The sequence below is a fragment of the Archangium violaceum genome, from assembly GCF_016887565.1.
Lineage (GTDB): Bacteria > Myxococcota > Myxococcia > Myxococcales > Myxococcaceae > Archangium > Archangium violaceum_B.
Genome location: NZ_CP069396.1, coordinates 5,245,484 through 5,270,934 on the forward strand (window position 1 = coordinate 5,245,484; position 25,451 = coordinate 5,270,934).

The 25,451-nt window shown below is 68.1% G+C and carries 18 protein-coding genes; 10 read left to right on the forward strand and 8 right to left on the reverse strand.

Annotated elements, in window-relative coordinates:
- Window positions 1–19 precede the first annotated feature (19 nt).
- Window positions 20–3,160 (forward strand): MYXO-CTERM sorting domain-containing protein, encoded by a 3,141-nt coding sequence (locus tag JRI60_RS21465; RefSeq protein WP_204227701.1) that lies wholly within the window; start codon window positions 20–22, stop codon window positions 3,158–3,160.
- Between the two features lie 12 nt (window positions 3,161–3,172).
- On the opposite strand, the gene JRI60_RS53475 is transcribed toward JRI60_RS21465, so the two are convergent.
- A complete protein-coding gene (locus tag JRI60_RS53475) occupies window positions 3,173–5,152 on the reverse strand; it encodes a DUF4388 domain-containing protein (RefSeq protein ID WP_239470645.1) in 1,980 nt (659 codons plus the stop codon).
- 29 nt (window positions 5,153–5,181) lie between these two features.
- Between JRI60_RS53475 and JRI60_RS21480 the strand changes: the two genes are divergently transcribed.
- Complete coding sequence (locus JRI60_RS21480) at window positions 5,182–5,568, forward strand: VOC family protein (RefSeq protein WP_204227702.1); 387 nt, start codon at window positions 5,182–5,184, stop codon at window positions 5,566–5,568.
- 70 nt (window positions 5,569–5,638) lie between these two features.
- On the forward strand, window positions 5,639–7,042 hold the full coding sequence (locus tag JRI60_RS21485) for a general secretion pathway protein GspE (RefSeq protein ID WP_204227703.1): 1,404 nt from the start codon (window positions 5,639–5,641) through the stop codon (window positions 7,040–7,042).
- Window positions 7,043–7,075: 33 nt separating this feature from the next.
- On the opposite strand, the gene JRI60_RS21490 is transcribed toward JRI60_RS21485, so the two are convergent.
- Window positions 7,076–8,002, reverse strand: coding sequence for a transporter (locus tag JRI60_RS21490; RefSeq protein WP_204227704.1), 927 nt, complete (start codon window positions 8,000–8,002; stop codon window positions 7,076–7,078).
- Between the two features lie 191 nt (window positions 8,003–8,193).
- On the opposite strand from JRI60_RS21490, the gene JRI60_RS21495 reads away from it, so the two are divergent.
- Window positions 8,194–10,041, forward strand: coding sequence for an ATP-binding protein (locus JRI60_RS21495; protein WP_239470646.1), 1,848 nt, complete (start codon window positions 8,194–8,196; stop codon window positions 10,039–10,041).
- 52 nt (window positions 10,042–10,093) lie between these two features.
- Entirely contained in the window at window positions 10,094–10,606 is a 513-nt protein-coding gene (locus tag JRI60_RS21500) for a GNAT family N-acetyltransferase (protein WP_204227706.1), read from the forward strand.
- Window positions 10,607–10,676: 70 nt separating this feature from the next.
- On the opposite strand, the gene JRI60_RS21505 is transcribed toward JRI60_RS21500, so the two are convergent.
- Window positions 10,677–12,110 (reverse strand): ELWxxDGT repeat protein, encoded by a 1,434-nt coding sequence (locus JRI60_RS21505; RefSeq protein WP_204227707.1) that lies wholly within the window; start codon window positions 12,108–12,110, stop codon window positions 10,677–10,679.
- A 380-nt stretch (window positions 12,111–12,490) separates the two neighbouring features.
- Here JRI60_RS21505 and JRI60_RS21510 point away from each other — a divergent pair, with 380 nt between their 5' ends.
- Entirely contained in the window at window positions 12,491–12,964 is a 474-nt protein-coding gene (locus tag JRI60_RS21510) for a DoxX family protein (protein WP_204227708.1), read from the forward strand.
- 3 nt (window positions 12,965–12,967) lie between these two features.
- On the opposite strand, the gene JRI60_RS21515 is transcribed toward JRI60_RS21510, so the two are convergent.
- A complete protein-coding gene (locus JRI60_RS21515) occupies window positions 12,968–14,443 on the reverse strand; it encodes a hypothetical protein (RefSeq protein WP_204227709.1) in 1,476 nt (491 codons plus the stop codon).
- Between the two features lie 110 nt (window positions 14,444–14,553).
- Window positions 14,554–17,265: an ELWxxDGT repeat protein gene (locus JRI60_RS21520; protein WP_204227710.1), complete on the reverse strand. Its 2,712-nt coding sequence runs from the start codon at window positions 17,263–17,265 to the stop codon at window positions 14,554–14,556.
- Between the two features lie 272 nt (window positions 17,266–17,537).
- Between JRI60_RS21520 and JRI60_RS54560 the strand changes: the two genes are divergently transcribed.
- The gene (locus JRI60_RS54560; protein ID WP_275439439.1) at window positions 17,538–17,663 is read left to right on the forward strand and encodes a hypothetical protein; all 126 of its coding nucleotides are present in this window, start codon (window positions 17,538–17,540) and stop codon (window positions 17,661–17,663) included.
- Window positions 17,664–17,709: 46 nt separating this feature from the next.
- Here the strand turns inward: JRI60_RS54560 and JRI60_RS21525 are convergent, their stop codons facing one another.
- Window positions 17,710–19,908 carry an RICIN domain-containing protein gene (locus tag JRI60_RS21525; RefSeq protein WP_204227711.1) on the reverse strand — a complete coding sequence of 733 codons (2,199 nt, stop codon included), beginning with the start codon at window positions 19,906–19,908 and terminating at the stop codon, window positions 17,710–17,712.
- A gap of 386 nt (window positions 19,909–20,294) precedes the next feature.
- Between JRI60_RS21525 and JRI60_RS21530 the strand changes: the two genes are divergently transcribed.
- From JRI60_RS21530 to JRI60_RS21540, 3 genes are all read left to right on the forward strand, one after another.
- On the forward strand, window positions 20,295–21,254 hold the full coding sequence (locus tag JRI60_RS21530; protein ID WP_204227712.1) for an endo alpha-1,4 polygalactosaminidase: 960 nt from the start codon (window positions 20,295–20,297) through the stop codon (window positions 21,252–21,254).
- Between the two features lie 12 nt (window positions 21,255–21,266).
- Entirely contained in the window at window positions 21,267–22,700 is a 1,434-nt protein-coding gene (locus tag JRI60_RS21535; RefSeq protein WP_204227713.1) for a carotenoid oxygenase family protein, read from the forward strand.
- Between the two features lie 93 nt (window positions 22,701–22,793).
- Complete coding sequence (locus JRI60_RS21540) at window positions 22,794–23,831, forward strand: hypothetical protein (RefSeq protein ID WP_204227714.1); 1,038 nt, start codon at window positions 22,794–22,796, stop codon at window positions 23,829–23,831.
- A gap of 3 nt (window positions 23,832–23,834) precedes the next feature.
- Here JRI60_RS21540 and JRI60_RS21545 read toward each other — a convergent pair whose 3' ends face one another.
- Together JRI60_RS21545 and JRI60_RS21550 are read right to left on the reverse strand one after the other, a co-directional pair.
- Window positions 23,835–24,776, reverse strand: coding sequence for a ferritin-like domain-containing protein (locus JRI60_RS21545; protein ID WP_204227715.1), 942 nt, complete (start codon window positions 24,774–24,776; stop codon window positions 23,835–23,837).
- Between the two features lie 204 nt (window positions 24,777–24,980).
- Window positions 24,981–25,391, reverse strand: a complete 411-nt coding sequence (locus JRI60_RS21550) for a RidA family protein (protein ID WP_204227716.1) — start codon at window positions 25,389–25,391, stop codon at window positions 24,981–24,983.
- Window positions 25,392–25,451 lie beyond the last annotated feature (60 nt).

Consider the following 25,451-nt stretch of genomic DNA (forward strand, 5'->3'; position numbering starts at 1 on the left):
GGGGTGGGTGGCCTGCCTGGTGGTGCTGGTCTCCGCGAGGGCGCATGCCGAGTGGCACGCGGGCCCCTCGCTGAGCGGGACACCCAACCACGTGTTGGACGTGTGGGGGCCCGGGAAGTTCTCGGTGGGCTATGGACTGGGCGCGTACCTGTTCCTGGACGAGCAGCCCCCGCGCCAGCTCACGTTGAACGTGAGCTCCCCATCGGTGGGCACCTACTACCAGGAGTTCACGGGCTGCCTCGTCACGTTCTTCAGCGATTCGCGAGGCGAGCGTCGAAGCATCCGATGGGACGACACGTACGGGTGCGCGGTGGGGCGTGATACGGCCTTGCTGCCGGGGACCGCACCGCTCGTCCTCCGGGTGAAACACACGGAAGGGGTCGCCGTCGCGGTCGCCTATGACGATTCCGCGAACGGCGGCGTCTTCATGTCGGACTCCAGCATCTACGACAACAAGCCGCTCACCCTGATGCACGGAGTGCAGGACTACCTCGTCGGCTCTCTCGGAGTGGTGCGGGTGGGCGGCAGGACCTACGCGCTCGTGAGCTCCAACAGCAACCAGGCACAGGTCTACTGGGTCGACAGCGACAAGCGCAGCACGAATCAGCTCCAGAACGTGTTGCCCACGGTGGGGATCGCGCAGGCCATCGAGCTGTTCGCCGCCGGCAGCCCGGAGCTTCCCCATGCCGTGGTCGGCACGCAGTCCGCGATCCTTCAGGGTCCGCTCCGGAACATCGACACCCCTCTGCCCACCAGTGACATCCGGCCGGTGTGGAGGTTCGACGCGGGGGGCCTGGGGGTGACCGGCGTGTCCATGAACGTGGATGCGGCGAACACGGACGCCTACGGTCATGGGTTCGGGATGGCCGTGGTGGGGCTGCCGGGGGGTCGCTACGCGGTGGCGAGCCCGGTGCCCATGCCCGATGCCACGCGGGCGGGCACCCGCTGGATGTTCAGGGAAGACATTCCAGAAGGCATGAAGCTGGCCCCCTTGAGTCAGGTCGCCTGTACGGGCGCGAACTACTGCGTCGTCACCGCCTCCAAGGCCAACACGGGCAATCTCTTCATCTACACCAATGCCGCGCGCCCCCAGTTCCCGGCGGGCGCCATCGTGGAACTCGACGAGGGCCAGAGCGGCCAGTTCTCCTTCGCGGCGACCGACCCGGATGGAGATCCGGTGCTGACGCTGGCCGCCACGCCGACCCAGGGTGGGGCGCAGTGGTCCGCGCGGCAGGTGGACGTGGGAGCCGCTGGTGGCGCCTGGGTGCCGGGGGATCCCGTCGTGATGAACGTCACCGCGGGCAACGTCTGCGATTATGAGCAGGTGGGCTCCCTGGAGCTCCGCGCCTCGGATGGCTGGGCGGAGCATGACGTCACCCGGGGCATCCCGGTGTTCGTGAGGCACACGCGGCCTCCGGACGCGCCCGAGGTGAGCTTCTCCAAGACGGAGCTGCGCGCGGGTGAGCAGGAGCCCCTCGTTGTCCGGGTCCGCGAGCCATACGCGGGCTGCCCGCTCTCCGGATTCCACTGGAGCGCGCGGCCGATGCCCTCGGGGCTGGTGGGCCCCTCGTTGACGCAGGATGGGAGCAGCGCCGCCACGCTCACCGCTCCGCCCACGCTCTGCTCGGCGGATGGCGCGGACTTTCCCTTCCAGCTGATGGTCGAGGACAACAAGGGGCTGACCAGCTCCGTCCCGAGGGTGTTCCAGGTGCACGTGGCGCCCTGGGGCAAGCCGAACGCGGTCTTCGGGGCGAGCGATGGGGGCGTCATCATCGCCGGTCAGTCGCGGGAGCTCTCGCCTGGCGGGAAGACGCACGAATGTCTGGGCACGAGCGGCTTCCCGGGCGTGGAGACCACCTGGCGCGTGACGTCCGACAGGGAGCTCTCCGAGGGGGGCATCTCGCTGCAGGACGCCGACGGCAACCCGGTGGCGCTGGGGGCCGAGGTGCGATCGCCCAGGCTGACGGCGAAGACGACGGATTGCGTCGATACGACCCACCTCACGTTCACGGCCGTCAACCACCTGAAGGGGACGAGTGACATCACCGGGCCGGCCTCGGAGCAGCGCGTGACGGTCGAGACCTCGCTGGCACCGTTCGACTCGGGCAAGCTCGAGCTCGGGGTCCACGAGGTGTCGGAACCCTCGGGCGATCTGCGGGTGGATGTGGGCTCGAACCTCAACTGCCCCGCGCGCCGGGGCCTGCGCGCCGACCTCCAGGTCTCCCAACCGGGCGCGGGTGGGCGCTCGGTATCCGGACAGGTGCCCATCCAGGGCTCGTGGACGGTCTCCCTGGGAGAGCAGTGCCTGGGTGGACGCCTGCAATTGAAGGCCTCGATGGCGGACGACGCGGGCAGCCGCTCCCCCGAGACGGTGACGGAGCTGGTGGCTCCCCCGGTACGTGCGGGAGTGGAGCCCCTGCCAGCGGGCACGGCCCTGGTGGCCGCGTGCGGCCAGCAGGCGAGCACCACGCTGACGCCCACCTTCCCCAAGGGCTTCTGCCAGTCGCCGGCCCTCACCTGGCGTCAGGTGTCTGGCCCCGAGTCCACGCAGAGCACGAATCCCGATGGCACCGTGTCGGTGTCCACGAAGGAGACCGGGTTCGACACGCTGGTGGGCAGGCCCGTGGTGATGGAGGTGACGGCGAGCGCGGGCCCGGAGAGCCAGACCACGGTCCAGCACACGCTGCCCATCACCGTGGAGCCCTTCGTGAAGGTGCAGCGCCGCGCCGAGGTACCAGCCGCCTCGGACACGGGGCTCGTCGGTGTCTCCGTCGATCTCACCAACACCACCGGGTGCGACGTGAATGACGTGAGCTACGAGGAGCGTCTGGAGGGGCTGACGTACGTGGAGGGGAGCGCGCAGGTCCAGGGCCAGGACGCGGGGATGGAGGTCTCCTGGAACGAGGGGGTGCTCTCCGTGAAGGGCCTGTCGCTCGCGGGAAATGGCACCCGGAGGCTCACCTACGTGGCGCGCCCGCACCTGGTGGGCTCGCGCCGCATGGAGGGTGTGGCCCGGTTGCGCGACGTGCCCATCTCCATCAGCGACAAGCCCGGACCGCGGGTGGACGTCTCCGGCTGTGGCTGCACCAGCTCGGGTTCCGGCCCGGTGGTGTTGGTGCTCGGGGCCCTGGTGGCGGCCATGCGGCGCCGCCGCCGGTGAGGCCCGGGGTGTCTACAGGCCGAAGGTGATGCGGCGGCTGTTGCTCGGCTCCTCGCGCCGCTCCTCCAGCACGCCGATCAACTCCAGCCCCCGCAGCGTGGCGAGCACGTCGCGCTCGGGAAGCTCGGTGATGGTGAGCAGATCCTCCACCGTCTTGGTGCCGTCGGCGTAGGCCAGCAGCAGGGCCTGCTGTCCCTTGAGCTTCAGCTCGTGGAGGCCGTAGGCCGGGGCCGCGGAGGGGAAGAGCCGGCGCGAGCGAGGCATCTGCTGGCGCAGCGTCACCAGGGGCTCCGAGCGGAGGATTCCCTCCAGGATGAGGTCCCCGGGGAACACCGACAGCTTCACCAGCCCCGCGCGAGGGGGCTGCAGCGGGCTGAAACCGTAGGCGCCCTCGGTCCAGGAGAAGGTGGACCAGAGGATCTCCTTCACCTGCTCCTCGATGAGCTGCTGGCGCTTCTTCGCGTCCAGCAGGCCCAGGCGGCTCATCGCCTCGCTGGAGCGGAGGTTCTGCTCGCGGGCGAGGGTGGCCACCTCCGCGAGCCTCTCCTCTGGAATCACGCCCCGGCGCGCGCAGAAGCGGAGGAAGCGCTCGTGGGCGAGGTTGGACGCCGCGTACACCGGGCGGCCCGCGCCGAAGTAGATGACCTTGAGCAGGGAGCCCTGCCGGAGCTTGAGCTCTCCGCTGTGGCGGGCCTCGTAGTAGGCGTTGAGCAGCCGGGGAACGCTGGTGTTCTTCAGGTCCCCCGAGAGCGACCACTCGGGCAGGGGACGGCGGCGGGTGCCGGGCGTGGAGGAGGGCTTGTTCCACACCTTCTCGCGCTCGCCGAAGGGCAGGGCGATCCCAGGCTCGGGCTCCGAGTCGTCGCGGGTCGTCTCCCCGCTGTTCGTGGCCTCGGGCGTGGGAGCCTCCTCGACGGGGGAGAGCGCGTCGAGCGCCTGGGTTTCCTCGGAGGTGATGGCGGGTGCTGGCGTCTCCTCGGCCGCCGCGAGTGCATCCAGCGCCCGGAGCTCCTCGGGGGTGATCTCCGAGACCGGGGTCGCGTCGACGGGCCGGAGCGAGTCGAGGGCCGCGAGCTCCTCGGGGTCAGTCGCGGGAGCCGGCGGGGCTTCTTCGACGGGCCGGAGCGAGTCGAGGGCCGCGAGCTCCTCGGGGTCAGTCGCGGGAGCCGGCGGGGCTTCTTCGACGGGCTGGAGCTCCTCGGGGGCTGGCGCCGGCTCCTCGTCGGAGGACGCGAGCTCCTCCATGGCCCCGATCTCATCGAGATCCTCCGTCTTGAGGGTGACGGGCGTGGCGTTCTCGGCGGCGGCGGGCTCCTGCTCGGGCGGGACAGGCTCCTGAGGGGGCGCCTCGAATTCGATGGGCGCCGTCTCGATGGGGACCTGCACCACGAGGGCTGGCGGCGGGGCCGCGCGCCGCGGTGGCTCCCTCACCTCCTCGATGAGCCCCTGCACCACGGGAGCCTGCTGCTCGGGAGGGAGGGCGAAGACGGGCTCGTCCTCGCTGGAGTCGTCGGAGGTGAAGCCGGGCTCGTCCTCGGCGGAGTCGAAGAGGGGCTCGTCGTCCAGGAGCGAAGCATCCTCGAAGACCACGACCTCGTCGTCGTCCTCGGCCGGGGGCGGAGCCAGCGGGCGGGTGAGACCGCACAGCTGCTCGACGGACTCCAGGAGCTGGAGGAGCTCGAAGGGCTTCTCGAAGAAGGCGCGGGCGCCGTGGACCTCGATGGCCTCGCGGGCGAAGCGGTCCCCCTTGAAGACGCCGCTGACGGCGACGGCGGGGATGGCGTGGTCCCGGAGCGCGGAGAGCACGGCGCTGCCGCGCATGTCGGGCAGCAGCAGGTCCACCACCGCGGCGTGGAAGGCGGCTGGGCGCAGGAGGGCCAGCGCGGCTTCGCCGGTATGAACGGCCGTGGCCTCATGACCGCGGCTTTCGGCCGCGGCAACCATGAGGGAGGCCAGTTCGGGGTGGTCCTCGACGATCAGCAGTCGCGCCATGGGGGCCGGACACCATACCATTCCATTCCATGGACGTTCATGGCTTCCACCATCTGGCCATCCAGGTTCGGGACGTAGAGAGAGTCACCGCTTTCTACCGGGATGTGCTGGGCTTCTCTGAGCTCAAACGGCACCACCGAGCGGACGGCTCGTTACGCAGTGTGTGGGTCGGGGTACCGGGCGGGGGCTTCCTCGCCCTGGAAGAGGTCTCGGGCGAGCCCGAGCCAGGTCCCTTCCAGAACGAGCGGCCGGGCCTCTTCCTGTTGGCCTTCCGCATCCCCAAGGAGGAGCGGGCGCGGGCGGTGGAGGGCTTCGCCCGGGCGGGGGTGCCCCTGGAGAAGGAGACGAAGTGGTCGGTGTATGTCCGGGATCCCGAGGGAAACCGGGTGGCGCTCAGCCACCATCCCGAGGATTGACCGGGCGAGGGCAGGGGGCGCAGGGGCGCCTTGCGGAAGGCGGCGGGGGGCGGCTACAAGCCGTGCCGTCATGCGACTGGGCGAATTGCTCCTTCAAGAAAAGCTCATCACTCCCCAGGCGCTGGAGGAGGCGCTCGAGTCGCAGGTCGTCCATGGAGGGCGGCTCGGGACGAACCTCGTGGAGCTGGGGCTGGTGTCCGAGCAGGACCTGGCCCGGGTGCTGGGCAAGCAGCACAACGTGGCGTTCGCCTCGGGGGAGATGATTCCGGACCCCCGTGCGCTGGAGCTGGTGGACCTGAGCCAGGCGGACGAGCGGGACTTCATGCCGATGCGCGTGGACTCCACGCGGATGAGCGTGGCGGTCATCAACCCCCAGGACATCCAGACGTTGGACGCGCTGGCGTTCAAGACGGGCAAGCGCGTGGTGCCGGTGGTCATCCCCGAGTTCCGGATGAACCAGCTGCAGCGGCGCTACGCGAAGGCGTTCCGGGCGATGCGGGCCATCGACATGAACGCCGTGCGGCCCACGCGCGAGCAGCAGGAGGCGGAGAAGGCGGCCTCGAAGGTCGAGGACCTGATCAGCGAGGAGGAGTTCCAATCGCTCTACGCCCAGGCGCTCACCGGAGGGGCCAGGCCCCTGGGGGAGGAGCCGGTCCTGGAGCTCGTCGAGATGGTGGCGGAGGAGGAGGAGGTTCCCGCCCCCATCCTCACGGAGTACCAGCCCGAGGCGCCGGCGCCCGCGATGGAGGAGGAGCCGGAGCTGCTGCTCGAGCAGGTCGTCGAGCCGGTCCCGGAACCGGTCATCGAGCCGCCCGTGGCCCAGCCCCTCGAGCCCCTCCCGGAGCTGCTCCTCCCCGAGACGCCGCTGCCGGAGCCGGTCGCGCCCCCGGTGCCGCCGAGCATTCCTCCGGTCACGCTGCCGCCGCCCAAGGCCGCGCCGGTGCGGCCCCGGGCGAAGGCGCCGGTGGTGCGCGAGCCGCTGCCCACGCCGCTCACCTTCGCCGAGGCCCAGGCGGAGCTGTCGCGCAGCTCGGACCGCGAGCAGGTGGCGACGACGGTGCTGCGCTTCGCGTTGGGCAAGTGGAAGCGCAGCCTGCTGCTGAGCGTGCACGGCAGCCTGGTGACGGGCTGGCGGGGGATGGGCAAGGGGGTGCGCGAGGCCGCGGTGAAGCGCATCGGTATCGGCCTGCAGGGGCCGAGCACCTTCCGACTGGTGCGCGACACGCGCGCGCACTACGTGGGGCCGGTGAAGCGGGACGCGGCGTCGGGCTTCTTCTACAAGCTGCTGGGAGGGGACTACCCGACGACGGCCGTCATCCTCCCGCTGCTGGTGCGCGGCAAGCTGGTGCACATGCTGTACGTGGACAACGGACCCGGCCAGCTCACCCCGCCGGACGTGGGTGAGCTGCTCATCCTCTCGCAGAGCGTGGGCCGCTCGTACGAGGCGATGATCCGCCGCCGCAAGAGTGCCTGAGCCGGAGCCCGTGGGGGCCCGGCTCGGGGGGACTCAGCGCTTGCGAGGCGCCGTGGGCTTCTTCTTGGGCTCGGACTTCTTCTTCGTCGGCCTGTCGTCGTCGTCGTCGGGCAGGGCCGGACCCGAGGCCAGGTCGAACTCGTAGGTTCCGCCGAGCAGCAGGCGGAACTGGTAGATGTCCGAGAGGTCCGGCGTCACCGAGATGCCGGCCACCGCCTCCAGCACCAGGCCCGGGAACACCTCGCGGCGCACCACGGGGATGATCTCCACCTGGTTGGCGTTGTTCGTCCACGCCGGGGTGATGACGGGCTCGAAGTAGCGGCGGCCGATGACCTCCAGGCCCACCAGGGTGGCGTTGTTGATGTTGTAGGTACCGGCCACGCCCAGCTGCACGGCGTCGGGGACGTCGAAGTCCGGCAGGTTGCCGCGATCCCTCGTCCCATGGTGGAGGTAGCTCGCGTTGAGCATGAAGCGCAGGTCCCTGCTCACCCGCAGCTCGCCGATGAGCGTGCCCTCGAAGTCCCACGTCCCGTCGGACAGGCTCGGGGGGATGGCGTCCTGGTCGCTCGGCCCGGTGGGGAAGGTGACGCGCCCGTAGGCACCGAGGGAGAAGGGACTGGTCTCCAGGAACGTCCACTGCACGCCGAGCGGGATGTCACCGAAGGCCAGCTGGAAGCCGTTCTCGCCGGGGTTGCCGAGCCCGAGAACCTCGAAATAGACGTTGGCCTCCACGTTGTCGAGGATGCCCCAGCGGATGCTGGGGGAGACCTGGTGGTAGGGCAGGGACTTGTCGGAGTCGAGGGCGAAGAAGCCCTGGTAGCGCAGGCCGAGCTCCATGTTGCCGCTCCGCGTGGTCGATGCGGTGCGGGTCACCATGGCGCGGTAGGGCTTGGCCCACGTGGTGGGTGACAGGAGGCATACAACGACGGCGAGAGCGAAGGTCGAATGCCGAGCGTTCATGCGGCGGGACCTTATCTCGCCTACCCGGCTCCTTATTTGGGGAAAATCCTGCTCCCCGCGCACAATCCCCCCCGGACGAGTCGCGAGCCCCATCCTCGCGACTGTCTCCACACTCGGCCATGGCGAAATTTCCATCTTTCGAGACATCTCCGTCCACCCTCAACCCGCCCGAGAATCGTCGACAGGACTCCATGTCCCATGTGGGCCGTCACTGGCTGCTGGAGCGATTGGACTCCATGCTCTCGGAGCCCCTGCGGAATTCAGCGCCCACGGACCTCATCCGTCACCGGATCATGGTGGGTGCTGCCTGCTTCCTGACGCTGATCAACGTGGTGTTCGTGCTGCGTTCCATCTCCACGAACGCCCTCCCGCTCGGGAGCATCATCGCCGGCCTGGGCTACCTGGGGACGCTGTTGCTGGCACGCGGGGCTCGCACTCCCTCCCTACCGGCCATGGTGCTGTTGGTGACCCTGGGTATCGGGCACGTGTCCTCCGTCTTCGTGAACCCGAATCCCGCCGGTGGCGCGCATGCCATCGGCATGTTGCTGCCCGCCCTCGCCGTGTATCTGGCGGGGCCTCGGCTGGGGCTGTCCATCACCCTCTTGTTGTTCGCGGCCCTGGGAGTGGCCCATCCGTACTACCGTGAGCAGATCGGCATCGACGTCAGTGCCATCACCGCCAGCACCATCTGGTTCGGCCACGTCTTCGCGGGCCTCTGCTTCGTGGGCAGTTGGGGACTGGGCTCTCTGCACAGCACCGCGCGCAGCGCGGCGCAGGCCTCGCTCGAGCGGACGCTCAAGGAGCTGAGGGAGAGCGAGAGCAAGCTCAACAGCGTCATCGAGAGCACCGACGATCTCGTGGTCTCGCTGGACCGCGAGGGGCGCCTGCTCACGGCGAACTCGGCCGCGAGGGATATCTATCTGCGGCGCGCTGGCATCGTGCTCGAGCCGGGACAGCTGCTCTTCCAGCATGACACTCCCGAGGCGCGCAAGCTCTGGGAGGCACGCTTCGCCCAGGTGATTCAGGGCCAGCGCCTGCGCCTGGAGCAAACCTACGAGGAGGGGGGCGCCCGTCTGGTGATCGACATCAGCATGCACCCCATTGCCGGCGCGGATGGCCGGGTGGTGGGGGCGACGCTCTTTGGCCGCGACGTCACCGCCCGCCGGGAGGCGGAGACCCGGCTGGGGGAGATGCACCGCACCCTGGTGGACGTCTCACGCCAGGCGGGCATGGCCGAGGTCGCCACCGGTGTGCTCCACAACGTGGGCAACACCCTCAACAGCGTCAACATCTCCACCAGCCTCGTCACCGACCGGCTCCGTCAGTCGCGTGTCTCGGGACTGGCCAAGGCCGCCAACCTCCTGCGCGAGCATGTCTCGGACATCTGCTCCTTCCTCGCGCACGATGCCCAGGGACAGAAGCTCCCGGCCTATCTCATCGCCGTGTCGGACCAGCTCCTGGATGAGCGGGACGCCCTGCTCCAGGAGATGCGCTCGCTGGGGGAGAGCGTCGAGCACATCAAGTCCATCGTGAGCATGCAGCAGAAGCACGCGAGGGCCGCGGGGGCCGTGGAGCAGGTGGTGGTGCCTCAGCTCATCGACGAGGCGTTGCGCCTGCACGCCGTCTCCTTCGAGCGCCTGGGCATCCGTGTCGAGCGCCACTACGCCGAGGTGCCCGCCATCTACCTCGACCGGCACAAGCTGTTGCAGATCCTCATCAACCTGCTGAGCAACGCGAGGCACGCGTTGATGGACAGCGCGAAACAGGACAAGCGCCTGGGAATCCAGGTGCGGCATGAGCCCGACACGGGTCATCTGCTCATCGAGGTGGAGGACAACGGCATCGGCATCGCGCCGGAGAACCTGGCGCGCATGTTCACCCAGGGGTTCACGACCAAGAAGACGGGGCACGGCTTCGGTCTGCACATCAGTGCCCTGGCGGCCGCCGAGATGGATGGACGGCTGGCCTGCTCCAGCCAGGGTCCCGAGCAGGGCGCCACCTTCACGCTGGAGCTGCCGATCAATCGCGAGGAGCAGTAGCCGGTCGCCGTACGCTCCCCGTAGTCTGTCCTGGCCACCCGAGGAGGGCCCGATGTTCCAAGTCGACGGAAGTGCCGTGGTGCAGCTCGGAGCGCAAGACGTGGAGGCCCTGCGCGCGCTGGTCGAGCGCTGCCACGCCTTCATGACGCTGGTCTACGGGGCGCTGGAGCCCGATGCCGCGGAGGCGATCCTCGAGAGCCTCCCTCCGGGGAAGACGCTGGAGGACAAGTTCGCCTTCGGGCTGTACGCGGAGGGGAAGAAGGAACTGCTCGGAGTGCTCGATGCCGTGCGTGGCTTTCCCGAGCAGGACGAGTGGATCATCGGTCTGTTGATGATCGACCCGGACCACCGCCGCGCCGGGCTCGGGGCCCGCTTCGTCGGTGCGTTCGAGCAGTGGGTGCGCGGCCAGGGCGCGGCGGGCATCCGGCTTGTCGTGCAGGAGCAGAATCCGGATGCGCTCCGCTTCTGGCAGCGGCAGGGCTACGAAGTCACCGGGATGACGCTCCAGAAGACGCCCCGGCGGCAGAACCTCATCCAACTGCTGCACAAGCCGCTGGCGCCCTGAAGGCCCGGCACGGACAGACCTTCGGACGCGGACGTGGACCGCTCACCGTGGCTCCACCGGTTCCCCTGGCTCAACGCTCGGCTCCCACCACCGAGGCGTGGCTCGAGCGCCGCACGGGAAGGACCCACAACGCGTCGCCCTCACCCTCTCGGAAGGCGATGAAGAAGACGCAGTCACCCACGCGGGTGAATGCATGCGGGAACGAGGACGCGAGCCCTGGGTTGATGTCCCGCAGACGCCGTGTGCCCTTCACCGTCCCGTCGCTCACCCACAGCTCCGTGTCTGTCTCGTCCGCCTCGTTATTGGCGGGGAAGAGGAGGAGGTCACCCACGGGGAAGAGCTCCGTCGTGAACTCATCCGAGAGGCTCAGGGGCCGGTGCAGCAGCTTCGTCCCGGACTTCGTGCCGTCGGTCACCCAGAGCTGGTGGTCGATCGGGGCGGGGCCGGGGCCGAAGAAGGCGACGGAGAAGAAGAGCTCCCTGCCCGTGGTGGCGAAGGCGGTGATGAAGGAGGTGACCTCCGGGTTGCCGGCGAAGGGATTGGGCAGCGTGGTGACGAGCTTCGGGTCGCAACGGCTGTCGCCACCCACCTTCACCTTGAACAGGCGCATCACCGTCCCGGTCTGGTCGCGGGTCGTGAAGAACAGCTGATCGCGAGCCACGTCCAGGAGTTGCAGGGTGGTGCTGGCGGGACCGGGCGTGAGGTCCTCGACGAGCTCCGTGCCGGCCACGGTGCCGTCCGTCCTCCACAGCTCGTTGCCGTGGGTCGAATCTTCGGCGATGAAGTAGACGAGACGTCCCGCGATTCGAAGAGAGCTCGGCGGGGAGCCCAGGGGCGCCGGGTCGAAGGTCCTCAACCGCATCGTGCCCGCCCCGGAGCCATCCGACTTCCACAGCTCGTGCGTACCATCCGGGTTCGCGAGGAAGAAGAAGAGCGTATCGCCCCGGGCGATCACCCTGTCGGATCTCGCGCTGGTTCCCGGCCCGAAGTCACGTACCCGCACCGTCCCTTCCGCGGTGCCGTCGGACGTCCACAGCTCGGTCCGCCCAGGCGAGGAGGGATCCCCTCCAAGGGTGCGGAAGAAGAACAGGGTCTTTCCCACCGCCACGAGGGTGTGCGGTGCCGAGCCCTCGGTCCCTGGCGTGAGGTCCTCCACCAGCCTCGTCCCCTCGCGCGTCCCGTCGCTGACCCACAACTCATTGCCATGGGCCTCGTCCCCGACCGTGAAGAAGAGCTGACACCCCACGGGGGTCAGATTGGACAGGAAGTCGAAAAAACCCGCGGGACGGCTCAGCGGTGGAAACTCCACCACCACGACGGTGCCGGCTCTGGTGCCGTTGCTCTTCCACAACTCCCTCCGCCCATCCTGGTGGTTGGCGGCGAAGGAGAGCTTCCCGCGGAAGCTCACCAGGTTCTGTGGTTCGGCCCCCCTGAAAGCCGCTTCCGGGAAGATGTCCTTGACGAATCGTGCCCGCCCCAGGGTCGGGGTGTCGTTCGTCCACATGGCCGCGACTTCATCCCCCGGCATCTGTTCGTCGGACGGCGGTTCCACTTCCGGAAGCGGTCCGCCACACCCCGCGATCAACGCACAGGACAAGGCAACAGCTCTCCAGGTCTGCATTCCCCACCTCCCGGATTGACTGCAGGACAAGATGGGGCGCAACAGACCTTCGGCCCATTGCCTCCTGGGGTTGGGAAATCTCTTAGACACGCGACCCACGTCGCCCCCGAGGAACCGGGCAACCTCCTGGTGTGGTCCTCTGGCCTCCAGTGATTTCGGGCGTTTGGCGGGACTCCAGGAAAAATCGCCCGCTGTGTCGATCTTGCGGATCGTCATTCGTCGTGACGATAGATCCCGGTTTTCGACCCTGAAGGAGACACGACATGAAGGCCACCCTGGGAACGGACACGACGCTCGCGGCGACTGCCGCCGAAGGCAAGACCCCGAAGTCGATCGCTCGCCATCTTCCGACCGCCGGACGGCTCTTGATGGGGCTGATGTTCTTCGTCTTCGGGCTGAACGGCTTCCTGAACTTCCTGCCTCAACCCACGACGCCCATTCCCGAAGGCGCCCTCGCGTTCGCCGGCGCGCTCGGGAAGACGGGCTACATGTTTCCGCTGATCAAGGGCACCGAGGTGCTCGCGGGGGTGCTGCTGCTGTCCAACCGCTTCGTGCCGCTGGCGCTGGCCCTCCTCGCGCCAGTCATCGTCAACATCGTCGCGTACCACGCCTTCCTCGCTCCGGAAGGCACGGGGATGACCGTCTTCATCCTGGCGCTGGAGGTCTACCTGGCCTGGTCGTACCGGGGTGTGTACCGCCCCATGCTCGCCATGCGCGCGACCCCGGGCTCGAAGTGAGCGTCATTCCGGCCGTACCGCCCCCGACTCGAGGCCCGGCCGGTCATCGAACAGCTGGACCCAGCGCCCGTCGAACCCACCGTTCTGGGTGAGGTACCACGCGCCCGGGAGCCAGAAGCCCTGCTCCACGCCCTCCGTCGAGTCCACGGTGCCGGAGTGCACGAAGTAGTCGTGCTGCCACCAGAAGGAGCCGGGTGACGTGGTGTAGCCGCTCGCGCTCGCCCGCGTCTGGCCCCGGGAGTCCACCCCGGTGCTGGCCCATGCGTTGTCATGGAAGGCACCGGAGCCCCCACCGCCCGTGTCCGACGCGCTGGCGTTCAGCTCGAAGGTGCCGAGGAGCCACTTCTTCGCGGGGTAGCCCTCGCGCTCGTCCTCGTTCTCGATGTCGCGCGTCTGGGGGAAGAAGCGCTGCATGCCCGCGCTCACCTCGGCCTGCCCGGCCTCGTTGACGACGGGACTCTCCAGATAGAAGTCGATGGGCGAGGTGCTCAGCCAGTGCGTCTGGTAGCCGCCGTATTGCCAATGCGTGGGCAGGATGTCCGCGAGATCCTGCAACTCATAGGTGATGCGCTTGACGTTGGGCCAGGTGATCGTCTTGCCATTGTCGTAGCGGCTCGCGAGCAGGTCCGCGGTGGCGTAGCTCAGCGGCCGTGCGCCAAATGCCGTCACCGCGCTCGCGGACGCCTCGGGCACGAACACGTAGTGCACGTTCTTGCGGCCATCGTCGTTGTTCACCCCGGCCTCCGCGTTCCCCGCGGTCGACATCCGGCCGGCGAAGAAGGAGTAGGGGTCGGTGACGAAGCGCAGCTCCTGTCCGTGCGCGGCCAGGAGCTTGTCCGACCACTCCGCCTGCCAGATGAGCAGGTGCTTGCCGGTGGCGGACTGCATGAAGTTGAGGTCGACGTGGCCCTGCTGCCGGATGACGTTGCGCTTGTGCTGGGTGACGATGGCATGCGCGACGGACTCACCGCTGCCCGGAGCACCCACCACGTTCTTGACGAGCAGCTCCACGCGCTCCCAGTCATGCAACTGGTAGTCGCCCGCCGCGTTCTTATCGAGCGCGTGATAGATGTGATAGACGAGGACGAGGTTCTTCCCCCCATCCATGAACTCGATGAGCGAGGAGTAGAGCGTCGGGCGGATGCGCCACCGGTCGAACGCGCTGGGGCCGGTGCGGGAGGCATCGACGTACTGGTTGATCGTCTTCCAGTGGAGCTTGTTGTTGGAGAAGTCGCCGTCCTGGTCGAAGTCGAACTGGGTGATCCAATCGTAGCCATGACGGCCGTCATTGCCGTTGGCGCGCTTGAGGACGATGGGGGCGTAATACTGGAGGAAGGCCTTGCGTTGGGCGGTCGTCAGGGACCAGGTCTGCGCGTGGGCCTCCGCGGGCCAGCACAGGCCCGCCAGGGTGAGTGCGAGCACGGCCAACAGCCCGAGCCCTTGGGACGACGGAGCATGTCTGGTCTGGCAGGAGAGCATGGGGCCGAGGAAACCACGGTCCGATTCACTCTGTCACTCAACTCCGCGTACCAGGTGAGGCGTGCTCCCGGGCCTGGGAAAGCACCCGGGAGCACCTTCTTCTCATGGGCTCACGGCGCGGGAGCCGGGAGCAGATCCGTCACCCGCAGCGCCCACAGATCCCTCGCGCCGGTCTGATCATACGCACTGAAGAAGACCAGGCCCTGGGAGCGGACGAAGCCGGAGGGCCTGGACGGAACGGCACCGGGAACGATGTCCTGGAGCCGCACCGTGCCGGCGGTGGTGCCGTCGCTCATCCACAGCTCGCCGCCCGAGTCCGCATCGGCCGCGGTGAACAGCAACAACCCCTCTGGCTCCAGGAGGAGGGGCGCCTGCGTGCCGACGAGTCCACCGCTCCCCCCCGGCAGCATGTCCTTGACCAGCGCCGTGCCGGCGGTCGTCCCATCCGTCTTCCACAGCTCGGTCCCCGAGGCGCTGTCGGTGGCCGTGAAATAGAGCTGGTTGTTGATGCGGCTGAACCCCGAGGGCCGCGACTCCTTCGCCCCGGTGAAGATGTCCTTCACCAGCACGGTGCCCGTGGCCGTCCCATCGCTCTTCCACAGCTCCGTCCCCGTCACACCGTCCGTGGCGGAGAAGTAGAGGGCGCCATTGAACAGGGTGAGCCTGGAGGGGAAGCTGGAGTTGGTCCCGGGGTAGATGTCCTTGACCAGCACCGTGCCGGCGGTCGTCCCATCCGTCTTCCACAGCTCGGAGCCCGAAACACTGTCCGCGGCGCAGAAGTAGAGCACCCCGCCCAGCTCCTGGAAGTACGGCAGGTTCACCAGCGAGGAGTTGGTTCCGGGGTAGATGTCCTTGACCAGGACCGTGCCGGCCGTCGTCCCGTCCGTCTTCCACAGCTCGACACCCGTCGTGCTGGTGTTGGCGGAGAAGTAGAGGCTGCCGTTGAACTCGGCGAACGTGGTGTTGTTGCTGAGCGAGTTGACGGTGCCCGGGTTGATGTCCTTGACCCGGTATGTCCCGGCCGCCGTTCCATCGCTGCGCCACAGCTCCAGTCCCGAGGTGCCGTCGTTGGCGGTGAAGTAGAGCAGTCCCTGGGCCTTGGTGAACACGGAGGTGGAGGAGAGCGAGGAGCTCGCCCCGGGGTAGATGTCCTTGACCAGCACCGTGCCGGCGGCCGTTCCGTCCGTCTTCCACAGCTCGTAGCCCAGGCCGGACGCGCTCGCCGCGAAGAAGGCCGTGCCGTTGACCCAGGTGAGCTTGGAGGGAGACGACGGCGTGGTGGTGATGATGCTCGTGCCCGCCTCCGTCCCATCGCTCTTCCAGAGGACCTGGAAGCCACTGGCCGGATTCTTCGCGACGAAGATCAGCGTGCCATCGGCGTCAATCAGCTCGACCGGATTGCCGTCGGGCAGTGGCGCGTAGACATCCCGCAGCACCGCCGTGCCGGCGGCCGTCCCGTCGCTCTGCCACAGCTCCTTGCCCAGGGTGCCATTGTTGGCGGCGAAGAGGAGCTTCCCATTCAGCGCGATGAAGTTGTCCAGGCCCGAGGAGCTGAAGCCCGCCAGGATGTCCTTGACCAGCACCGTGCCGGTGGCCGTCCCATCGCTCTTCCACAGCTCGACCCCGGCGACACCATCGGTGGCCGTGAAGAAGAGCGTGCTCCCCGCCGCCGTGAGCAGGGAGGGGCTCGAGGAGCTGGTGCCCGCGCGGAGGTCCGTCACCAGCACCGTGCCGGCGGCCGTCCCGTCCGTCTTCCACAGCTCCCGGCTGGCGGTGGGATCCTGCGCGCCGAAGAAGAGCGTCGTGCCTACCACGGCGAAGGTGTTGGGATACGAGCCGGAAGAGCCGGGCCAGATGTCCTTCACCAGGACGGTCCCCGCGGCGGTGCCATCCGTCTTCCACAGCTCGAGGCCGGAGACGCCATCGTTCGCCGAGAAGTACACCGCGCCGTTGAAGAGGGCGAAGTAATAGGGGGAGGAGGAGCTGGGGCCCGCCTGGATGTCCTTCACCAGGACCGTGCCGGCGGTCGTCCCATCCGTCCTCCACAGCTCGTTGCCGGAGGTGGCGTCCTGCGCGGAGAAGTAGACGTAGGAGCCCAGGGCGATGAACCCCATGGGGTAGGAGCCAGACGTCCCGCTAGAGATGTCCTTCACGCGCACGGTACCCGCGGACGTGCCATCCGTCTTCCACAGCTCGACGCCCGCGGCGGAGCTGGTGGCCGAGAAGAAGAGCGTGTTGTTGAAGGTGAAGAAGTCGCTCGGCCGGGTGGCGAGCTCCGTCACGGTGCCCTGCTGGACGGGGACGGTGCCCGCGGCCGTTCCATCGCTCTGGTAGAGCCGGTCCTCGACGCCGTCATAGGCCCGGAAGAAGACCTTGCCGTTCAACGCGCCGAAGGTGCCGACGATGAAGCTGTCAGGGCCCGGGGTGAGGTCCTTCACCAGGACGGTACCCGCGGCCGTGCCATCGCTCTTCCACAGCTCCGCTCCCGTCACGCCGTCATTGGCCGTGAAGAACAGGGTGCCGTTGACGTTGATGAGGTTGGTCGGGGACGAGCTGTTCGGGGTGCCGACCGAGTTCACCCCCGGGTGGATGTCCTTGACCAGCACCGTCCCGGCGGCGGTGCCGTCCGACTTCCACAGCTCGGTGCCCGTGCCCTCGTCCGTCGCCACGAAGAACACCGTCGTGCCCACGCGGGTGAAGGAGCCTGGGTTCGATGCGGAGCTGGTGGTGTAGGGTTGCGATACGAAGTCCTTCACGAGGAACGCGGGGTTGGTCACCACCCCCGCGCGAGCCGTGTCCCAAGAGGACAGCCCCTCCGTCATTCCGGGTTCCCCGCCGCACCCCGCGGACAGAGTCCCCACGACGAGCAACGAGCCCAACGTTCTCGACCAACGCTTCACGGTACGACCCCCTCTGCTCCAGCAAACGCCCGACAGGGCGTGGAGCACACTGGTTCAAGTGATGGGGACGACCATAAGGCCCTACTCTGACTTTGCGCTCCGAGCGTGAAAACGGCACGGGCTCGGAGCGTGTGCGGGCCCGCCGCAGGAGGTGTCCCTCGAGGTGGGAGCGGCGCGATGCGCCCGTTCCGGTGGTGGCCATCATCAGCCTGGAGAACGTGCCCTCCCTCCGCGTGGCGGAGCGGCTCGGGATGCGACGCGACCGGATCATCGACTACCAGGGCCTCCCCAGTGCCGTGTCTCTGGGTGGGGCTCTCTGAGCGGGTCAGCGAGCCCCAGGCCGGGTTGGAGTCCCTCGAACTTCGACTACTGGACCGTGATGACGGCGATGTTGTGCGCGTCGTTGGGCGTCGCCTCGGACGTCCACCAGCTCGTGTCACACGAGAAGGCCTGGGCGTAGCGGAAGCGGAGGTAGTAGACGCCGGGCGTCGTCGGCGCCGTGATGCCCAGGAAGCCGGTTCCCGAGGTGCCGGAGCCGCTCGGAATCCCGTCGAAGACGCATCCCAGCGGTCCGGTCTGGAGACCGATCAAGATCTGGTCGATGCACGAGGGGCATGTGCTGATCTGGGTGATGGTGTAATCGACGGCAACCTGGATCATCTGGCCTCGCGACGCGCCGACCAGCGTGTTGCTCCCACCGTTGAGCCGCACGTCTCGGATCGTGATGGGGACCGGAGCCGCCGCCTTGACCGTGTTCGAGTTCGGCAGGAGCGGTGCCTCGAACCATTGCTGTGCCTTCGTCCCGTTGCACTGGTAGATCTGCACGTTCGTCCCATCCGCCGTCCCCGCGTTCGCGACATCGAGGCAGATGTTCGAGCCCAGGGCGCTGCGCAACTCCCCGGCGGCGGTGCGGGTCCATTTCTGCGCGTTGGTCCCGTTGCACTGGTAGATCTGCACGTTCGTCCCGTCCGTCGTCCCGGCGTTCGAGACATCGAGGCACATGCCCGAGGCGACGGCGCTGCGAAGCTCTCCGGCCGACGTCAACATCCACCGCTGAGCGTTGGTCCCATTGCACTGGTAGAGCTGGACGTTGGTCCCATTCGCGGTGCCCGCGCCCGAGACGTCGAGGCATCGATTCGCGGCGACGCCACTCTGGATGACGCTCTGGACGCCGCCGCTCGGGCTCGGCGTGTTGTTCATGAAGTTATCGAGGACGGCCTTTCGCTGCGGCAGGAACACATTCGTGAGGGCGTTCGAGATGATGAACCGCTCGCCATCCTGCCCGGGCTCCGTCTGCTCGGAGACGTGGGTGAACCCGAGCGAGGCTGGCCAGGTGAGCCCGCCGCCGAGCGGTTGATTGTTCGAGAGCGCGTGGCAGCCCGCGCAGGACAGCGCCTTGGCGCGCGCGACGATCTGCGCCGGCGTGAGGGTCGAGTTGATCTGCGTGAGCTTCGCCTGGATATTGCTGGCGAACGTGCCTGTCGTGCTGAACTGCTTGTCATAATCGTCCGTGCCGAAAGACTCCACCGCGCTCTCGCCCGTGTTGAACTTGTCCGGCACGGCGTAGTTGAACGCATTGAGGTCGTTCACTGCGAGGGCCGCCACCTGGGATGGGAAGAACGTGTTCTGGAACTCGGCGGCGAGCGGCTCCGTCGAGCCCGACGTGAAGAGCTTGCCGAAGGGGTTGGTCTTGTCCGTGATCGGCTGGAAGACCATGGAGCAGCTCGTGCCGCACGTCTTCTTCAGCTTGAACTCGCGCAAGAGCCAGGGCATCTGGAGGAACTGGTTGGTCCGGACCTGCCCCGTCGTCGAGCGTCCCGCGCCGAGGACGCCGTAGTTCTCCACGTGCACGACGGGCATGAACCCGCTGAGCCCATTGAAGTAGAAGCTCACGAGCGCGTTCTTGCGTGACGTCACGTCGGTGTTCGTGGAGAGATCCGACCAGAACTTCGCGATGGGGCGGCAGCCCTCCAGCCCGAGATCGGGGCGCGGGTTGGCGAGCACCGCCTCGAAGATGATGAAGTTGCGCGCGCCGCTGGGGGCGCGTGCGAAGACCATCCGGTACTCACCGCAATCCGCACCGTTGGCCGGAGCCAGATCGAAGCGGTTGAACAGGCCAATCGCCGAATAGCTGTCCATTTCGGCATCGGGGTTCTGCGCCTGGGCACCGTCGGCCGTGCGGCAGCGATAGGGGAAGCCGTTCACCGAGGGGACGTCATTGCAATGCGGTCCAACCGTCAGGCCCGGGCTCGGGTTCTGCGTGTCCCAGAGCTGCTTGAAGAGCTGGCTCCCCGTGAGTCCCGAGACGCCGCTCTGGGAGGCCAGTCTGTCGAGCACCGCGCGCAACGTGAAGCCGTTCACGAGGGCCTTCTCCGTCACGGCCAGGGAGCGCCGTGCGTCGACGGAGACCGGGCCCGTGACGAGGGGTTGCCGGGCAACGCCAATGCCCATCCGCTCGGATTGTCCGGTCTCCTCGTTGGTGAAAGGCGTGTCGGGGCCTCCGCACGCTCCCAGGGAGAGAACGGCGGCGGAGAGGGTGCTCAAGGCAAACAGCTTGCGGTTCATGACAATCTTTCGTGCGGATCCGTTCACGGTATCCGTTCACCAGGAGCCACCGTGGCTTCCATGGACACGCATTCTGGGGAAGGCACGGCGGGAGCGCTGTGACGGGCCGCACAAGCCCGCTGTGAAGCCCGTCACCTCGAAGGGCTCTCCGGAAGATCCAGCCCATCCCTGTCGCTGCTCGCCTGGACGCCCTGCGTGCAGTCCGCGCGGCTCAATCTGTATGTTGATTTGTGCCAACCACGTTGGACAGAGATGAGAGTCGCAGGATGTGTGGGTGGAGCCGACATGGGGCCCGCGCCGCGATTGCAACCCCATGACGGATGCTTCGTATGTTACAGACGCACCGCGAGGCGGGGCCGCCATGTTCAAACGCGCCGGACGCTTCCATGGAGACACCTGTGTCGAAACTTTCGCTGGTCGCCGCACTTGCTCTGGGTGCCTTGCTCGGCTGCGGTGTTCAGAGCTCTCCGTCCGCCCCGGACTCCGATGGAAGCACCGAAGCGGCGGCTGACGCTGGCGGCGATGCGGGGGGAGCCGGCGATGCGGGAGCACCCCTGAACGATGCCGGAACTCCGACGAGTTGGTGGCGCCCCACTCCCGCGCAGCCCATTCACTGGCACTGGCAGCTCTCCCAGGACTTTTCCTACCCGCGCGACGTGCTGCCCAACAAGACGGTTTATGACCTCGACGGCGAGCTGACGTCGGCCGACACGGTGGCGAAGCTTCACGCCCTCGGACCGGACATCGTGGTGATCTGCTACTTCGACGCGGGCGTCTACGAGGACTACCGGTCGGACAAGGCGCGCTTCCCGGCGTCCGTGATTGGCAACGAGGATGAGGGCTGGGACGGCTCGTACTGGCTCGACATCCGCCAGCTGGACATCCTCCTTCCGATCATGAGGGACCGGATGATCAACTGGTGCAAGAACAAGGGCTTCGATGCCATCGAGCCGGATGAGACGGAGGTCTGGAGCAACGACTCCGGATTCCCCATCACCAAGGCCCAGAACAATGCCTACAACAAGGCGATCGCGGACCTCGCCCACTCGCTCGGAATGTCGGTGGGGCTCAAGGGCAACAACACCGAAGCGCCGGAACTGGTGAACTACTTCGATTGGGCCCTGACGGAGCAGTGCTGGGAGTATGACGAGTGCGAGCTCTTCAAGAACAGCTTCATCGCGCAGGGCAAGGCGGTCTTCAACGTGGAGTACAACACCAACCCGAACTGCACCCGCGCGAATCAGTGGCACATCAACTCGAGCCGCCGCGACCTCGACCTCGTGGGACCGACCGCGAGCGGCTACCTCTACCAGCCCTGCGTCCCCGACACCCAGGCAACCTGGTGAGGTGGAGCTCCCATGACGCGTGCCGCCTCCGCCCTCCGTTCCGCCGAGCCCCCCTCCTGGCTCAATGCCTACCGGGACCTGTCTCGGACCCATGGCTTCGAGCCGATGCGCGTGGAGGGCCGACTGCCTGAGGAGCTGAACGGGACCCTGGTGCGCGTGGGGCCGGTGGCATTCGGCGTGGGGGGGCAGCGCTACGGCCATTTGTTCGACGGGGATGGCGGCGTGCTGGCGGTGCGCTTCGCGGGCGGCCAGGCCCAGGGGGCGGCGCGCACCATCGACACACCGAGTATCCGCGCCGAGCGCGAGGCGGGCCAGGTGCTCTACGCCAACTATGGCACCCGTGCGCCCTCGCTGTGGCGGCGGCTGTTCGGCGGGGTGAAGAACGCGGCCAACACCTCACCCTTCGTGTGGAACGGACGGCTCTTCGCCCTGGTGGAGTCCACCCTGCCCACGGAGCTGTCCCTGGAGGACCTGAGCACCCTGGGGGAGACGGACCTCGGAGGCAGGGTGGGACCGACCTTCTCCGCCCACCCGCATGCCGTGGTGTCGCGGCGGGCGTCCTACAACTTCGGGGTACGCTACGGGCGTGTCACCCAGCTCGAGCTGTACGAGCTGCCCGACGCCGGAGCCGTGCGCCGCCTGGGCAGCGTGCCCCTGCCCGGCCCGACCGTGGTCCACGACTTCATCGCCACCCACCACCACCTGGTCTTCTTCGTGTCGCCGGTGCGCCTGCACCTCTTCCGGGTGCTGCTCGGCCAGGGCAGCGTGTCGGACAATCTCGAGTGGCGTCCGGAGCTGGGGACGGAAGTCCTCGTCATCCCCATTGATGCGCCCGCCCAGGTGGCGCGCTTTCCGGCCGAGCCCTTCCATACGTGGCACTTCGGCAATGCGTTCGAGGACGCCGGACGCCTCCATGTGGACTACGTGCGCTATCCAGACTTCGGCACCAACCGGTGGCTGGCCGAGCTGCTCCACGGCTGGACCCGCACGGACGCCCAGGGCCGGCTGCACCGGGCGACGTTGGACGTGGATGCTGGCATGTTGCACTCCGAGCAGGTCTCGGACCGGCGCTGCGAGTTTCCCAGTGCCACGCCGCTGCGGGCCGGGGCGCGCCACCGCTACACGTACGTGGCGGCGCACTCGGGCCCCGACGCCTGGCGAGGACCCCATGACGTGCTGGTGAAGGTGGATATGGAGACGGGCGCGGAGACGGTGGTGACGCTGGGCGACGGGCACCATCCCTCCGAGCCCATCTTCGTCCCGCGGGCCGGAGGCTCGGCCGAGGACGACGGCTGGCTGCTGGTGCAGACCTACGATGCCACGAGCAACCGGACGTATGTGGCGGTGCTGGACGCGAAGGTACCTGACGCAGGACCGGTAGCCCGGGCCTGGTTGGACCACGCCTTCCCCTTCACCTTCCATGGCACCTGGGTGACAGCGCGCTGACGCCGGGCACCGCCGTGGACCACGGCTGCATAAAAGACTCGTTGCCCGGATTTTCCCCTCGCGGGTCCAAGGAGACAAGACACGAGGGAACAGATGGCCAGAAGCCTTTCCGAGCTGAAGTCATTCGTCGGCCCCCTGTTTCATTCGCAGGCCGCGTCGGCCGATATCTCCGTCACCTGTTCCGTCGACGGGGCGCCGCCGATGCAGACCGTGGAACCGGTGACCCTTCGCCCCCGCGCCGAGGGTGGCGAGGTGCTCTCCTTCATCCAGGAGGGGGTGACCCGCTATGCCTGCCTCAACCTGCCCGCGCAGGCCGCCCAGCCGGGCAATGCCGGACGGAAGTGGCCGCTCCTCATCCACCTGCACGGCTCACGCGCCACGCCCGCGAGCCTCTATTCGCTCGGCGAGTCGCTGTTCGCGCTCCACGACACCGCCGCGCTGTCGAGCGATCCGGAGACCCGCGGCTTCCTGGTGCTCTCCCCCATGGGTCGGCGCGCCCGTCCCGCCGGCGCCCTCAGCGGCACCGGCTTCCATTGGGACGAGTGGTATCGCAACCCCACCGCCAATCTCGACGCGCTCGCCATCGATCATTTCCTCGACGAGGTGGTGGCCCGAGGCATGGTGGACACCCGCCGCATCTACGTGTTCGGCTGGAGCAATGGCGCCTACATGGCGGCGCTCTACGGCATGTGGCGGGCGAATCGGATCGCCGCCATCGCCCAGTACGCGGGCGCCAATCCCTGGACGCGCCTTCCGTGTCCCGTGCCGATGACCTGGACCCGCAAGGTGCCCATCGCCTTGATGCGCAACCTCTGTGATGCGCTGGTCCCCTATGCCACCACGCAGGAGTGGATCGACACCCTCCAGGCTCAGGCCTGGCCGTTCGAGTACCAGAGCCTCGATCTCCACGGAGCCACGACCGCCCCCGACGCCACTCCTCCTCGTCGCAGCGGCAAGCTCCGCGGCCTCTATGAGCACGTCCGCTGGCCGGACCAGGCCGTCTTCGAGAAGGCGCTCGCGTTCCTCGGCCGCCATCCGCTCCCGCCCTCCGTCTCTCACCAGGGCCATCCGGACAAGGCCACGCCCTACCCGGAGAGCTCGAGGATGGGGGTCGCTACACGGAAGGGGTGAGACCTAAGCGACCAGCACGGCCATGCCGTGGAGCAGGCTCAGGGCCTGCTCACGCGAGGGCAGACCCGCCTCGCGCACGAGCTGCTCGGGAGGAATCTGGCTGCGCACCTCGTGCTCCAGCGTGCGCAGTGCCTCGCGGCGGGCCTGGAGGACGCGGTCCCTCTTGGAGGGCGTGAGGCACTCGGAGGCCCAGGCATCGATGGCCCAGGCCAGCTCGGCGTGGCGCAGCTCGTCGCGCGAGATGGGACCCAATGCGCGGCGCACCTCGGCGTCACCGGCGGTGCGGGCCTGCCAGGCCGTCACCAGGGCCCCGAAGGTCTCGCGCACACACCCCTCGATGGCATTCTCGGTGAGCATGGCCTCCAGGGAGCGGGGCTGGAAGGGATGGATGTCCACCTCGGGCATGCGCGCTCCGTGGCGCCGGGCGAGCGACTGCATGGCGCGGGTGTGGCGGACCTCGTCCGCGGCCGAGCGCCGTGCGGCCTTCACCAGGACCTCCGGAGCACCATGGGCGGAGAGCTCGTCGGCGAGCCGGAGGAAGGCCGGGACGGAGGCCGCCTCCAGCCAGGCCACATGGGCATGAAGGGCGCCGAGCAGGGAGTCCGCCTCCCCCAGGAGGGGCTCCTGGAGTCCCTCCGGCCGCCGGCCATCGTTGTTACAGGTGAAGTAGGTGCAGACGACCTTCACGCCCCCATCGCTCGTGGATTCACCGCAGGTTGTCAGGCGCGCGCCATGTGGGTGCTCGGGGCAGTTGGCGCACGAGAGACTTCCGTCCGGATTGCGCTGGATGCCCTCGGCGGTCAGGGTATCGGGGCCGCTCACGCAGTCCTCGCTGGACCCGGGGCATGCCATCAGTGGGAGTACGGGCGCGGCGAGCAGCAGCCGGTAGAGGGTGCGCCTCAGCACGCGATTCTTCGGGAGCGACTCGTTCTTTCGATGGGACATCGGACCCCCTTTGTCTTTCGGGGATGGGTCCAACCTCCGGCCTGGTTGAACGGGCGGCGCCAGGATACAGCATCCCGAGACGACGTGGCCCCCCGGCCCCTGTGTCACGAGGCCGCACGGTGACACGTCGTCGCGGATCCTGGGTTTCCTGAGCGCCCCGCGGTCAATCGGCCGTGGGGCGCTCGTGCCAGGTTGCCGCGTTGGTCAGTCCACGACCGCGGTGGCTTCGATCTCGACGAGGACGCCTGGCTCGAAGAGCACGGAGACCCCGATCAGCGATGCCGGCGCTGGCACGATCTGCAACTCCTTGGCGACCTGTTCGATGCCGGCAAGGAAGTCGGACATCATCTCGCGCTTCCAGTCGACCACATAGAACGTCAGTCGGACGACGTCGCTGAACGTCGCCCCGGCGGCCGCAAGGGCGATGGCGACGTTGCGGTAGGCCTGCGCCACCTGTCCAGCCAGGTCACCCGGCGCGACGAGCTGACCCTTCGCGTCATACGCGACCTGCCCCGCGATGTGCACCTGCCGGGTGCCGGTGGCAATCGCCACCTGTCGGTATCGGTACGCGTCGGTCTTCGGGATTCCGTCGGGGTTGATCAGGGTTACGGGCATGGGTGATCTCCAGTTGGCGGTGTCGGGTGAAGAGCTCCGGGAACGTCGCTCGTATACCGA

Bases quoted from the DNA above. Each gene is read 5' to 3' on its own strand.
- JRI60_RS53475 (WP_239470645.1), bottom strand. From the start codon at position 5,152: ATGGCGCGACTGCTGATCGTCGAGGACCACCCCGAACTGGCCTCCCTC.
- JRI60_RS21480 (WP_204227702.1), top strand. From the start codon at position 5,182: ATGGACGTTCATGGCTTCCACCATCTGGCCATCCAGGTTCGGGACGTA.
- JRI60_RS21485 (WP_204227703.1), top strand. From the start codon at position 5,639: ATGCGACTGGGCGAATTGCTCCTTCAAGAAAAGCTCATCACTCCCCAG.
- JRI60_RS21490 (WP_204227704.1), bottom strand. From the start codon at position 8,002: ATGAACGCTCGGCATTCGACCTTCGCTCTCGCCGTCGTTGTATGCCTC.
- JRI60_RS21495 (WP_239470646.1), top strand. From the start codon at position 8,194: ATGTCCCATGTGGGCCGTCACTGGCTGCTGGAGCGATTGGACTCCATG.
- JRI60_RS21500 (WP_204227706.1), top strand. From the start codon at position 10,094: ATGTTCCAAGTCGACGGAAGTGCCGTGGTGCAGCTCGGAGCGCAAGAC.
- JRI60_RS21505 (WP_204227707.1), bottom strand. From the start codon at position 12,110: ATGTGGACGAACGACACCCCGACCCTGGGGCGGGCACGATTCGTCAAG.
- JRI60_RS21510 (WP_204227708.1), top strand. From the start codon at position 12,491: ATGAAGGCCACCCTGGGAACGGACACGACGCTCGCGGCGACTGCCGCC.
- JRI60_RS21515 (WP_204227709.1), bottom strand. From the start codon at position 14,443: ATGCTCTCCTGCCAGACCAGACATGCTCCGTCGTCCCAAGGGCTCGGG.
- JRI60_RS21520 (WP_204227710.1), bottom strand. From the start codon at position 17,265: ATGACGGAGGGGCTGTCCTCTTGGGACACGGCTCGCGCGGGGGTGGTG.
- JRI60_RS21525 (WP_204227711.1), bottom strand. From the start codon at position 19,908: ATGAACCGCAAGCTGTTTGCCTTGAGCACCCTCTCCGCCGCCGTTCTC.
- JRI60_RS21530 (WP_204227712.1), top strand. From the start codon at position 20,295: ATGGAGACACCTGTGTCGAAACTTTCGCTGGTCGCCGCACTTGCTCTG.
- JRI60_RS21535 (WP_204227713.1), top strand. From the start codon at position 21,267: ATGACGCGTGCCGCCTCCGCCCTCCGTTCCGCCGAGCCCCCCTCCTGG.
- JRI60_RS21540 (WP_204227714.1), top strand. From the start codon at position 22,794: ATGGCCAGAAGCCTTTCCGAGCTGAAGTCATTCGTCGGCCCCCTGTTT.
- JRI60_RS21545 (WP_204227715.1), bottom strand. From the start codon at position 24,776: ATGTCCCATCGAAAGAACGAGTCGCTCCCGAAGAATCGCGTGCTGAGG.
- JRI60_RS21550 (WP_204227716.1), bottom strand. From the start codon at position 25,391: ATGCCCGTAACCCTGATCAACCCCGACGGAATCCCGAAGACCGACGCG.